General features: G+C 73.5%; 8 protein-coding genes. 4 read left to right on the forward strand and 4 right to left on the reverse strand.

Annotated elements, in window-relative coordinates; all coding sequences use genetic code 11:
- Positions 1 to 18: 18 nt before the first annotated feature.
- Positions 19 to 1044, forward strand: coding sequence for a Gfo/Idh/MocA family oxidoreductase (locus ABZT12_RS36295; protein ID WP_356393142.1), 1026 nt, complete (start codon positions 19 to 21; stop codon positions 1042 to 1044).
- Positions 1045 to 1094: 50 nt separating this feature from the next.
- On the opposite strand, the gene ABZT12_RS36300 is transcribed toward ABZT12_RS36295, so the two are convergent.
- Positions 1095 to 1508 carry an SsgA family sporulation/cell division regulator gene (locus ABZT12_RS36300; RefSeq protein WP_356393145.1) on the reverse strand — a complete coding sequence of 138 codons (414 nt, stop codon included), beginning with the start codon at positions 1506 to 1508 and terminating at the stop codon, positions 1095 to 1097.
- Positions 1509 to 2101: 593 nt separating this feature from the next.
- Between ABZT12_RS36300 and ABZT12_RS36305 the strand changes: the two genes are divergently transcribed.
- Complete coding sequence (locus ABZT12_RS36305; protein ID WP_356393147.1) at positions 2102 to 3517, forward strand: SpoIIE family protein phosphatase; 1416 nt, start codon at positions 2102 to 2104, stop codon at positions 3515 to 3517.
- Positions 3518 to 3526: 9 nt separating this feature from the next.
- Here ABZT12_RS36305 and ABZT12_RS36310 read toward each other — a convergent pair whose 3' ends face one another.
- The gene (locus tag ABZT12_RS36310; RefSeq protein WP_356393150.1) at positions 3527 to 5026 is read right to left on the reverse strand and encodes a hypothetical protein; all 1500 of its coding nucleotides are present in this window, start codon (positions 5024 to 5026) and stop codon (positions 3527 to 3529) included.
- 243 nt (positions 5027 to 5269) lie between these two features.
- Between ABZT12_RS36310 and ABZT12_RS36315 the strand changes: the two genes are divergently transcribed.
- A complete protein-coding gene (locus tag ABZT12_RS36315; RefSeq protein WP_356393152.1) occupies positions 5270 to 6412 on the forward strand; it encodes an aminoglycoside phosphotransferase family protein in 1143 nt (380 codons plus the stop codon).
- A 288-nt stretch (positions 6413 to 6700) separates the two neighbouring features.
- Positions 6701 to 8695: a peptidoglycan recognition family protein gene (locus ABZT12_RS36320; protein ID WP_356393154.1), complete on the forward strand. Its 1995-nt coding sequence runs from the start codon at positions 6701 to 6703 to the stop codon at positions 8693 to 8695.
- A 72-nt stretch (positions 8696 to 8767) separates the two neighbouring features.
- Here the strand turns inward: ABZT12_RS36320 and ABZT12_RS36325 are convergent, their stop codons facing one another.
- Positions 8768 to 9265: a hypothetical protein gene (locus ABZT12_RS36325; RefSeq protein ID WP_356393157.1), complete on the reverse strand. Its 498-nt coding sequence runs from the start codon at positions 9263 to 9265 to the stop codon at positions 8768 to 8770.
- A gap of 87 nt (positions 9266 to 9352) precedes the next feature.
- On the reverse strand, positions 9353 to 12250 hold the full coding sequence (locus ABZT12_RS36330) for an AAA family ATPase (RefSeq protein WP_356393160.1): 2898 nt from the start codon (positions 12248 to 12250) through the stop codon (positions 9353 to 9355).
- Positions 12251 to 12552: the final 302 nt, after the last annotated feature.

Consider the following 12552-nt stretch of genomic DNA (forward strand, 5'->3'; position numbering starts at 1 on the left):
CGCAGAGGGAGAACAGACGTGGGTGACCTGCTGGGTGTGGCGGTGCTGGGTGCCGGACACATGGGAGCCGACCACATACGGCGCCTCGACCGGGTGGTGAACGGGGCCAGGGTGGCCGCCGTGGCCGATCCCGACACGGACCGCGCCAAGGAGGCGGCGGCCGGCCTCGACGGGGTGACGGTGCACGCGGAGGCGACGGCCGCGCTCGACGCGCCCGGCGTCGAGGCGGTGCTGATCGCCTCCCCCGGCCCGGCGCACGAGGAGGCGTTGCTGGCGGCCTTCGCGCGCGGGCTGCCGGTGCTGTGCGAGAAGCCCATGGTGCCGGACTCCGCCGGGGCGCTCAGGGTGGTGGAGGCGGAGGCCCGGCTGGGCCGGCGACTGGCGCAGATCGGTTTCATGCGCCGCTACGACGCGGAGTACCTGCGCCTCAAGTCCCTCCTGGACAGCGGGCGGTTGGGGCGACCGCTGATGCTGCACTGCACCCACCGCAACGTGTCCTCGCCGCCGTACTTCACCTCCGCGATGCTCATCGACAGCTCCGTCTCGCACGAGATCGACGCGGCCCGCTGGCTGCTCGGCCAGGAGCTGACCGCGGTGACCGTGGTCGGCCCGCGCCCGTCGGCGAACGCGCCCGAGGGGCTGGCCGACCCGCAGTTCGTGCTCTTCGAGACCGACGGGGGCGCGCTGGTGGATGTCGAGATCTTCGTCAACTGCGGCTTCGGCTACCAGGTGCGCTGCGAGGCCGTGTGCGAGGCGGGCAGCGCCCGGATCGGCGAGGACGGCGCGATGCTCGTCACCGAGCGGGGCGGCGCGGGCGTGGAGGTGCCGCAGGACTATCTGGTCCGGTTCGCGGACGCCTACGACCGCGAGGTGCAGTCCTGGGTGGACGCCACCCGGGGCGGACGGGTCACCGGGCCGGGTGTCTGGGACGGGTACGCGGCCTCCGTGGTCGCCGAGGCCGGGGTCCGGGCCCGGGAGAGCGGCGGCCGGGTGAGCGTCGAACTCGCCCCGCGCCCGCGGCTGTCGGCCGACGCCGGCCGCTGAGGTGGGCCGTACCGGTCCGCGTCGTGGGACCGCCGGCGGCACCGCCGTCCTCACACGTTCCCGAACAGGGCGCTGAGCCCCTCGTCGACCGCCGCGCCGACGTCCTCCTGCCCGGCGGCCACCACGGCGTAGGAGCGCAGCAGGAAGCGCCGTAGCGCGGGGGTGTCGAACTGGAGCAGGGCGAGCCCGAACGGCGAGTGGAACTCCACGACCGTGCGGTCCTCGCCGCACGGCCACAGGTGTACGTCCCCGCAGCCGGCCGCCTCCGCCAGCCCCTCCTCCATCAGGGGCCGGCCGAAGGTCCAGGTGACGACCTCCCCGTCGAGGGCCACCTCGGCCGGGAAGTCGATGTGCACGGCCAGCGGATCCAGTGAGGTGTACCGAAGCGTGGCGGACACGGGGATCTCCGTGTCGTCCGCCGTGATCAGCCGAGCCCGGGTGGGCTGCTCAAGGGTGATGTCCATGATCGGTCTCCACTGCGGGTGAGAGGGGCCGGATTGCCGTGTGCCTTTACGACCTCGCGGGAGCCCTTCGCATTACGCGGAACGGGACCCCAGTTGATGTGACCTGCGTCACTCCATGGGGGATTTATCCCGCCTTCCGGTACGAAGTGCGGCGAACCGACCGCGGCGGATGAAAGCATTCCCGCGCCACGCCCGGCACGAAGGGCGGGACCGATCCGGACGGCGCGGCGCCTGCGGCTACCCCGAGTGACCGCTCGACCACGATCCAGGGCGGACGGCGCCCCTCCGGCGTCACGGAGAGCGACCCGCCACGCCCGCACGGCTCCGGGAACGGCTGTCGTCGAACAGGTGGGTGAATGACCCGGCGGGACGGCGGCGCGCACGCCACATCACGTACCCCGCCTACGACTTGCCGCCCCCACGCGCCTACGCCATCCACCTGACCCCACCTGTCCAAGAAGACGCTGACATATGCCAGAAGCACCACCGGATCGTGTGTCGCCGAATCCCTTACAGGGAGTCGCGGGCTGTGCGACAGTCGTAACGGTCCCTCCGCCCGCCTTGGCCGAACCGTCCCCGCATCGGAGTGCGTCATGCCGCCCCACCTCTCCGCGGACCACCCCGCCGCCCAGCCGCCAGGTCACGGCTCGGTCGACGCGCTGATCTCGCAGGCGCGGCGGCTCAAGGGCGACGTGGACGCGGTACGGCGGGACGCGCGGGGCGACGGCGCGGACCCCCAGGGACGCTGGCAGCGCGCGCTGTGCGACCTGGCACTGCACCAACTCAGCGACCTGGACGCCCACTTGGCCCAGTTGCGGGACGGCCCGCAGGCCGCCCCGGAGGCGGTGTCCGACGCGCCCCGGCACGGTTCGCTGCTCAGCCGGATCGGCAGCGCCGAATGGAATCTGCTGACGGACCAGGCCAGTTGGTCCGCGGAGCTCTACCGAATCCTCGGCCGTGACCCCACGACTCCCCCGCTCACCCTGGACGAACTGCCGTCCCTCGTCCTCGACGAGGACCGCCCGAGACTGACGGCGATGGTCACGGACTGCCTGGTGGACGCCAAGCCCATGGACGGCGAGTTCCGTGTGGTGCGGCCCGACGGCTCCGTACGGACCGTGCACATGATGGGCGAGCCCGTGCTCGGCGCCGACGGCGGCACCGCATCGATGTGGGCCGTGCTGCGGGACGTCAGCGAACTGCGCCTGACCCGGCGGACGGTGAGCGAGACACGTGACTCGCTGGAGCGCCACCGCCAGGTCGCGCGGACCGAACGCCGGCTCGCGGTCGAGCTGCAGGAAGCCGTGCTGCCACCGTGGCGCGGCTCCCTGCGGCTCCCGCGACACAGCGCCGGACCGACGGCGGGACCGCTCGACCTGGCGGCCCGCTCCCTGCCGTCCCCGGCCGGCACGCCGATCGGCGGCGACTGGTACGACGCGCTCGAACTGGCCGACGGCGCGACGCTGTTGAGCGTCGGCGACCTCACCGGACACGGTGTCACCGTGGCGTCCGGCATGGCGATGCTGCTCGGCGCGCTGCGCGGTATGGCGATGGCCGGCGCCGAACCCGGCCAACTGCTGTGCCTGCTCAACCAGTTACTGGACGCCACGGTGCGGCCGGCCCTCGGCAGCGCGGTGTGCTGCCGCTACCGGCCCGAGTCGCGGACCCTGGTGTGGGCGCGGGCGGGACACCCCGCCCCGCTGCTGTTCCGCGGCGGGACGGGGCACCTGCTGAGCGCGCCGGACGGGGTCCTGCTCGGCGCCGCCCCGACAACGTCCTACGGGCAGGCCGAGGTGACCCTCGCGGCGGGCGACCTGCTCCTGCTGCACACCGACGGGCTGGTGCCCGGGCACAGCGGACGGGTCGCCTCGGACCGGCTCCGCGACCTGGCCCCCCGGTTGGGCGAGGCGCGTACCGCGGAGGAGTGTGTGCAAGTGGTCGTGGAGGAGTTCGGCGGGAGCGGGCGCCAGGACGACGCCTGTGTACTCGTCGCCAGGGTGGCCTTCTGAGACCGCCGGTCACGCCCGTGTGCCGCGGCCGCCCCGGCTCTTCGGCTGGACCTTCGGCAGCGCGAGTCGGATCTCCTCCCGCAGCGCGTCGATCTTGGGGCACCGGGAGTACTCGGCGGTGAGCCGGTACATCTCGCGCAGCCGGTCCCAGGTGCGGTGGGAGGAGTTCGATCCCATCGACACCAGCGCCAACCGGGCGTAGCGGTCGGCCTGTTCGGGGTCGTCGGCGATGAAGCACGCCGAGGCCATCGACAGGAAGTCGAAGATCTTCGACCGCTGCCGTCCGTCGACCCGCAGCGCCAGCGCCTTCTCCGCGTAGTGCTGCGCGTGCACGGCGGCCCCCGGCTCGTGCTCGGCCAGCGTGCGGTAGGCCAGGGCCTGCATGCCGTACAGGTCCTCCTCCTTGAACGTCTGCATCCAGTTCGGGGGCGGTACGTCGCCGCGGTCGGAGACGAAGAGGTCCTCCGCCTGCCCCAGGGTGCGGCGCATCGCCTGGCTCCTCCCCATCGACGCCTGGGCCCAGGCCTCGATGGTGGCGAGCATCGCCCGGGTGCGCGGCAGCACCTCGTCGCCCGAACCGGACGTGGCGAGGTTCATCAGGTCGAGCGCGTCGTCGGGCCGGCCCAGGTGCACCATCTGGCGAGCCGCTCGGGAGAGCGCCTCTCCGGCGCGGGGCCGGTCGCCGCCCTCCCGGGCCGCGTGGGCGGCGATGACGAAGTACTTCTGTGCCGTGGGCTCCAGGCCGACGTCGTGCGACATCCAGCCGGCGAGCACGGCGAGGTTGGCGGCGACGCCCCACAGGCGTCGCTGGAGATGGTCGGGATGCCGGTAGGCGAGGATGCCGCCCACCTCGTTGAGCTGTCCCACGACCGCCTTGCGCTGGAGCCCGCCCCCGCGGGCCGCGTCCCAGGCGCGGAACACGTCGACGGAGCGTTCCAGTGCCTCGATCTCCTGCCACCCGATGGGGGCCGCCTCGTACCGGTCGAACCCGGCCGGGTCGGCGTGCAGGGGATCCTCGAATCGGGGAGCGTCGGCGGAAAGGGTCGGATCGGAGTGCAGCCAGTCGTACATGGCACCGCTGAGTGCTGATCCCGCGGTGAGCGCGGCACCCGCGCCCACCAAGCCGCGTCGGTTGAGCATGAGGTCCATTCCCGTGAATTCGGTGAGGACCGCGGCAGTCCGGTCGGGCGCCCACGGCACACCGTCGGGATGTTCCACACTCCCGTCGCCTGGCCGTTTACCCGCACGCCCGTGCCGCACCAGACCGAGATCCTCAATGGTCACGACACGGCCGAGACGCTCGGTGAACAGGGCCGCCAGCACCCGTGGCACCGGATCGCGCGGGATCTCTCCCGTGTCGATCCAACGCCGCACCCGCGAGGTGTCGGTCGACAGCTGGGGGTGACCCATGGCCGCCGCCTGCCGGTTGACCAGCCGCGCGAGCTCGCCCTTGGACCAGCCGGCCAGGCCGAACAGGTCCGAGAGACGGGTGTTGGGTTGTCCGTTCACGTCAAGCCCCCAGGTTCTCGGCTGAGTTGAACATAGCCCCGGGCGGGTTGCCGGGCGACTATTCGCCAGGGTTCGCCAGGGTTCGCCAGATGGTGTGCCACTGCGCATCTGGTGTCAGGTAGGAAAGCGCCAACCCGACCCGGCCACCGAGGGGCATTCCCCAGGATGTGCCGAGGGGACCGGGCCGGGCGGCGCGATTGTTCGGACAGGCACTGCAGGCACACGAAGGGATCTGTCTCGCCCATGTACGCAGCATCGTCCTCCGTGTCCGCTCCCTCCCCCTCGCTGCACCCCCGCGCGGGCGGCGGCCCCTATCTCGACCCGGCACGGCCGGCCACGGCCCCCCTGTTCGGTGCGGGCAGGCCACGCGGGCGCGGACCCGGGCCAGGCCCCCAACCGCTCAGCGGGAGACTCGACTTGTCCGGCCCGCAGGGCGCCCAGCTGCGCGCGGCGATCGCGTCGGTGCACCGGATCTGCCCGGAGTTCGCGCCGGTGCAGGTGCTACGCCGCAACGGCCGGTCGGTGCTCCTGGTCGGGACGACCGGACGCAGCACGGCGGTGGCGAAGTGTCTGCTGAACCACTCACCCGCCTGGGCCGAACGCATCCGGCACGAAATAGCGGCATACCGCTCGTTCGTCCGGCACCGCCCGCCCGTGCGGGTGCCCCGGCTGATCGCGGCGGACCCGGACAACTGCACGCTCGTCATCGAACGGATGCCGGGCCGGGTGGCCGCACTGCACCGGCACCCGGCCGAGGCCCCGCCGCGGGCCGACATCCGGGCGGCGCTCGGCGCGATCTGCCGGCTGAACTCCTGGCGCCCCCCGGCCGGCACCTTCGACGCGCCGCTGGACTACGCCGCCCGCATCGCCCGCTACCACGAGCTGGGCCTGCTCACCGACCGGGACATGGGCGACCTGCAGAAACTGCTGCACGGCATCGCGCACTCGGCCGGGCGCGGGGACATGGGCCAGTTCTGCCACGGCGACGCCCTGCTCTCCAACATCCTCCTCTCCCCGGCCGGTCCGGTACTGGTGGACTGGGAGCACGCGGGCTGGTACCTGCCGGGCTACGACCTGGCGACCCTGTGGGCCGTCCTCGGGGACGCGCCGGGGGCCCGGCGGCAGATCAGCCAGATCGCGCAGTCGGCGGGACCGGCCTCGCGCGACGCCTTCCTGGTCAACCTGATGCTCGTGCTGACGCGGGAGATCCGTACCTACGAGATGGCCGTGCAGCGTTCGATGCACGACCCGACCCCGGCGGCACCGGGACCGGCCCATCCCGGTGCCGCGCCGTCCGGCGAGGAGCAGCGGCTGCTGTTGCGGCGGCTGCACGACGACTGTCAGATGGCCCGCCGGGCCGTGCGGGCGGCGGTCGGCACTCGCTGAGGGGGGCGGCGGTCCGCGGTGTGCCGGAACGGCGGCGCACCGCGGACCTCCGTATGTCCCGGGCCGCTTCTCCGGCCGCCGATCACGCTCCGCCGTACGGACCAGTGGTCCACTCCACTGACGCCCCGCAGGCCCGGGAGCCCGCGCCACGAAACTCCCCGCACCCCCTGTTGACATGGGAAATCGCCTCGCCATGGGCATGATTGACGGATCGTCCGGCAGCCGGTACCACTGACGCACGCCCGGCCCCGTACGACCCGGAGCGCCCGATCGTCCCAGGAGGCTGCATTGCGAGGATCCGTCACCGACCCCAACCGGCCCCCCGGGCACAGACGCGCACGCCGCACCGCCGGCGCGCTCGCCTGCGGGGCCCTGGTCCTGCCGCTGCTCGGCGCGGCCCCCGCCGAGCGTGCGGCCGGCTCCGTGAGCGGGGCCGACGCCGCGAGCGGACTCCAGCAGGCGTTCGCCACCGCGTCCGCCGAGTACCACGTGCCGTCCAGCGTGCTCCTGGGCGTCTCCTACCTCCAGTCCCGCTGGGACACGCACGGCGGAGCGCCCAGCGTCTCCGGCGGCTACGGCCCGATGCACCTGACCGACGCCAGGGCAGCGCTCACCGGCACCCCGCACCACAGTGAGGGCACCGAGGACCCCCGCGGCGACAGTGCCCGCGCCACCCTGCACCCCACGGCGACGATCCCGGCCGACTCCCAACTCCCGGACCGGCTGAAGACGTTGACGAAGGCGGCCGAGCTGACCGGGCTGCCGGCAGCGGAGTTGCGTACCGACGAGGCCGCCAACGTGGCGGGCGGTGCCGCGTTGCTGGCCGCCGCGCAGCGGAAGCTGGGCGAGCCGCTGAGCGGCGACCCGGCCGACTGGTACGGCGCGGTGGCCCGCTTCTCCGGCGCCGACGACACGGCGACGGCCGCCTCGTACGCCAACGACGTCTACGACGTGATCCGCACCGGCGAGAGCCGCACGACGGACGCCGGTCAGCGCGTCACCCTGGCCGCCGATCCCCAACTCGCGCCCAAGACAGCCCAGTTGGGCCGGACCGGTCTGCGGACGGTCGCCGCGGACGGTGCCGAGTGCCCCAAGTCGGTGTCCTGCGAGTGGATTCCGGCGCCGTACGCCCAGTTCGGCGACAACGACTACGGCAACCACGACCTCGGCGACCGGCCGGCGTCCCAGAGCATCAAGTACCTCGTCATCCATGACACGGAGGGCACCTGGGACGGCGTCCTGAACCTGGTGCAGGACCCCACCTACGTGTCGTGGAACTACACCGTGCGCTCGACCGACGGTCTCATCGCCCAGCATGTGAAGGCCAAGGACGTGGCCTGGCACGCGGGCAACTGGTACATCAACGCCAAGTCGATCGGCATCGAGCACGAGGGCTTCCTCGCGGCGCCGGACGCCTGGTACACGGAGGCGATGTACCGCACGTCGGCGCGGCTGGTGTCGTACCTGTCGAGGAAGTACGGCATCCCGCTGGACCGGCAGCACATCCTCGGGCACGACAACGTTCCCGGCCCGACCACGTCGACGATTCCCGGCATGCACACCGACCCCGGGCCCTACTGGGACTGGAGTCACTACTTCGAGCTGCTGAAGCACCCGTTCCGGGCCACCGCCGGCCGGCACGGCGGGCTGGTGACGATCCGGCCCGACTACGCCGCCAACCAGCCGGAGTACACGGGCTGTGTCACCAGCGGCACGGCGTGCGCGGCGCACGGTTCCAGCGAGGTCCGGCTGTACTCGCAGCCCGACGAGTCGGCGCCGCTGATCAAGGACATCGGGCTGCGTCCGTCCGGGGCCGACTCCACGACCGGCGTGAACGACGTGGCCTCCCGGGTCTCCACCGGCCAGCAGTACGCGGTCGCCGGGCGCGAGGGCGACTGGACGGCCATCTGGTACCTGGGCCAGAAGGCCTGGTTCAAGAACCCCGAGGACCGTCCGACGGCCGTCAACGCGGCCGGGTTCGTGGTGACGCCCAAGGACGGCGCGGCGAGCGTCCCGGTCTACGGGCGCGCCTACCCCGAGGCCTCGGCCTACCCGGCCGGGGTGCCCGGGCAGGCGGTGTCCCCGCTGCCGTACCAGCTGCTCGCGGGGCAGAAGTACGTGGTCGGGGACGTGGTGCCGGGCGAGTACTTCTACGCGGTCACGTTCACCACGGACTCGCACAAGGTGGTGGTCGGCAAGGATCTCTACTACGAGATCCAGTTCGGCCACCGGGTGGAGTTCGTGCGGGCCGCGGACGTCCGGCTGGAGCCGTCGCGCTCGTAGCCGTCAGACGCTGAAGGGCCGGGTTCCGCGGGAAGGCGGACCCGGCCCTTCGCGATCTGCGGGTGGGGGTGCTCAGGCCTGCTGGAACAGCTCCGCGGGCAGCGGCTTGAGCAGGGTGTACAGGTCGTCGGTGATGGGGCGGTCCCAGGCGGCGATGGTCACCAGCACGTTGTCACTGCGGTCGAACTGGACGCAGGAGATCCGGCTCTCGGAGAGCTTGAGCCGGCGCACGATCAGCAGGTTGTCCCCCTGCATCACCGGCATGTCCTCGGTGTCGACGACGGTCACCTCCTCCTCGTTCTCCAGCGCGAGGAGGAGCTGGCCCACCTCGAAGGGGACCTCGCCCTCCGCGACGTCACGGGCCGGTGAGCCCTCCGGGAGGTTGCCGATGACCATCGCGGGGCCCCGGCCGCCGAAGAGGTCGTACCGCAGGAAGACACCCTGGCAGCTGCCGTCGGGGGCGGGCAGCAGGCCCGCGCCCAGATTGCCGGGCCAGTCGCCCGGGTCCATGGCCAGGACGTCGAAGTCTGGCCCGGCGGGCGTGGCGCTGCGGCGGCGGAGGAACGACATGTCGCCATGGTACGGGGTGCCGTTCGGCGATGGGTGCCTGGTCGTCGCGGTTCCTCGCGCGGGGCCTGTCCCGGTGGGCGGCGCCCCTCACGACGGCTGGATCGAGGCCGTCCGCAGACCGGTGCGTTCCGTTCCCGTCTTGCGGCAGACCGCCGAGAGCAGACGGACGACCGTCTGCTCGTCGGTGCGGAGCTCCGCGGCGATCTCGGGGTCGGTGCTGCCGCGGGCGGCGAGGGTCGCGGCCGACCGTTCACGGGCGGTGAGGGTGTCGGTCCCGGTGCTGTGTAGCCGGCGCGGGCGCAGGCCGGCCGCGGCGAGTTCGTCACGGGCCGCTTCCCCGAGGCCGTCGGCGCCGCACTGGACGGCCGCGTCGAGTCCGCGGTAGAGGTACTCGCCGGCGTCCTTGGCGTGGCCGGTGCGGCGCAGTTCGGTGCCGAGGGCGACCAGGGCGCAGGCGAGTTCGTAGGCGGCCGGGGAGCGTTCGAGGTGGGCGACGGACTCCTCCAGCAGGTGGCGGCGGGCCGGTCCGGAGGAGACTTCGGCGGCTGCGCGCAGCGCCTGTCCCACGGCGGACGGGGCGCCGAACTGGCGGGCGCGGGCGACCGCTTCGAGAGCGGTCGCCACGGCGCGCTCCGGGGTGTCGTGGCTCTCGGCGCGGGCGAGGTGGAGCTGCCAGGGGCACCAGGCGGGGTTGCGGATGCCGCGCGGGTCCAACCGACGTCCGGCGGCGGCCAGTTCGACGGCGGCGTCCTTGGCCAGGCCGCGCGCGAGCAGCAGTTCGCCGTAGACGGTCTGCGCGTCCGGGAAGACGACGGCGGCCGGGAACGGGGCGCCGAAGGAGTGCTCCTCGGCGATCCGGGTGGCCTCGGTGACCCGGCCGCGGGCGAGGAGGGTCTCGACGAGGATGCCGACGGCGTACCAGTAGACGGGGGTGCCGGACCCGACCCGCTCGGCGAGGCGGAGGCCCGCGCGGGCGAAGTCCTCGGCCTCGGCGAGCCGGCCGCGCCGGTAGCGGAGGTAGCCGAGCAGGGTGTAGCCGAAGGCGAGGTGCGCGCCGTGCCAGCCCTGCCGTTCGAAGTCGGCGATGCCGGCGGCGAACAGGTCCTCGCTGCGGCCGGGCCGGTCGGCGTACATGAAGGCGAGCGCGACCAGGACGGGTACCTCGAAGCCCCGGTCGGCCTCCGCCCAGCCGAGGCCGCCGACGAGGGCGCGTTCGGCGTGGTGGAGGACGGTGTGGGCGGGCTCGCCGCGCAGCACGGCGTCCCAGGCGCGCAGGCCGATGACGTAGCGCTCGGTGAGGTCGCGGCCGGTGAGGCGGTCGGCGAGCCTGGCGAGGCGGCGGGAGCGCGAGGGGTGGTCGGGTTCGTCGGCGCGGAAGGCGTCCCACATGAACTGTTCGGCGAGCATGCGCAGGCGGACCCGGGCGTCGCCGGAGACCCGGACCTCGCGGGCGAGGGTCTCGGAGGCCTCGGCGAGCCGGTCGCTGTGGGCGAGGACCTGGGAGAGGCGGTAGACGATGTTCTGCCGGAGGCCGGGGTCGCCGATGGGTTCTTCGAGGGCGGCCCGCAGATGGTTCACGGTGGTGGCCGGTTCGGTGAGCAGGGAGGCGCTGCCCAGTTCGTGGAGGACGGCGGCCCGGTCCTCGAAGGTCGGCGGTTCGCGCAGGGCGCGGGCGAGGTAGGTGCGGGCGGTGTCGGGGGCGCCGGCCCGCAGGGTCTCGCCGGCCGCCGCGCGGAGCTGCTGGACCACCCAGTTGTCGCCTTCCGGGTGCGTCTCCATGAGGTGGCGGGCGGCGGCCGAGGGCCCCAGGCCTTCGTTGATGACGCACCAGGCGGCCTGGCCGTGCAGGGCCACGCGGACGCCGGCGGGGATGGCCCGGTAGACGGCGGTGGCGATCAGCGGGTGCACGAATTCGAGGGTGCCCGCGGCGGTCACCGTGCCGGTGAGGATACGGGCACCGCGCAGCGCGTCGGCGGCGTCGGCCGCCTCCTCGGGGCCGAGGCCGGCGACGGCGGCGGCGAGCGGCGGATGGATCTCGGTGCCGAGGACGGCGCAGGCCCAGGCGAAGCGGGCGGTGGAGGTACCGAGCCGTTCGAGCCGGGTGATGAGGCCGCTGCCCTTGACGGCCGCGGCGAGGTCGCGCAGCAGATGGGCGGCCGGCTCGGTCGGGGTGAGGCCGCGGTCGCGGATCTTGGCGATGAGTTCGACGGTCTCGAAGGGGCTGCCCGCGGTGACGGCCCAGCACTCTCGGCAGAACGCGTCGTCGGCCCGGTCGTCGAGCGTCTCCCGGACGAGCCTGGCCACGGCGGCGGCGCTGAGCGGCTCCAGGTCGAGGGGGCGTCCGCCGGCCCGGCCGGGCAGCCCCCTGAACGACTCGGCGTGGTCGGGGAGTTCCTCGGGCCGGTAGGCGACGACGACCAGCAGCGGGAGCTGTTCGGCGCGGGGGGCGAACGCGGCCAGCCAGCGCAGTGATTCGGGGTCGGCCCAGTGCGCGTCGTCGAGGACGAGGACCATGGGGGCGCGTTCGGCCGCGAGGTGGGTGAGTACCCAGTCGAGGCCGTCGCGCAGGCCCTGCTGGTCGGGCGGGGCGCCTTCGGTGGGGGCGCAGAGGCCGAGGGCCGGGCCGACGATGTCGTACCAACTGCCCAGCGCGGAGCGGAGATCGGTCTCGGCGGCGCCGGCGAACTGGGGCTGGAGGAGTTGGCGGGCGACGTGGAAGGCGACGCGCTGCTCCTGGTCGCCGCCGCGCGCGGAGAGCACCGCGCAGCCCTTGGCGGCGGCCCGCCGGCGCACCTCGGTCAGGAGAGTCGTCTTGCCGATGCCGGCCCGGCCGGCGACGGCGAGGAGTGCGCCGCGGGAGCGTGCGGCCGGTTCGGCGCCGGCCGCGCGCAGACCGACGAGTTCGTCCAACGCCTCCTCGGCGGCGGCGAGTTCGCTGTCGCGCTCGAAGAGCGTGCGTTTACTGCGTACGTGTCGCTGCACCACGGCCCACCCCCTGCCACGGCGGTGCGCCGGCGCGGGGAGCGGACGCGGACCGTGACCTACAGGTACCTCAGCGTACGCTCGCCGGGGTGCCGGTGACGCGGTCCGGCGATTGTTGACCGAACCTGTTACCGGTCGGTTTTCCGATGTCGTTCCTGGTGCCGGGCGGCTGGCGCGCGGTCGCCGCGGGGACGGTTCCGCACCCCTCCTGACACGGGTGCTCACCGCCGCCGGCCGGGCGCCGCCGTGACCGGTCGGTACCGCCGGCGGACGCGGCGACGCGTCGCGACGCACGCCGAGAACGG

Origin of the sequence: Streptomyces sp. NPDC005423 (assembly GCF_040606415.1) — a bacterium.
GTDB lineage: Bacteria > Actinomycetota > Actinomycetes > Streptomycetales > Streptomycetaceae > Streptomyces.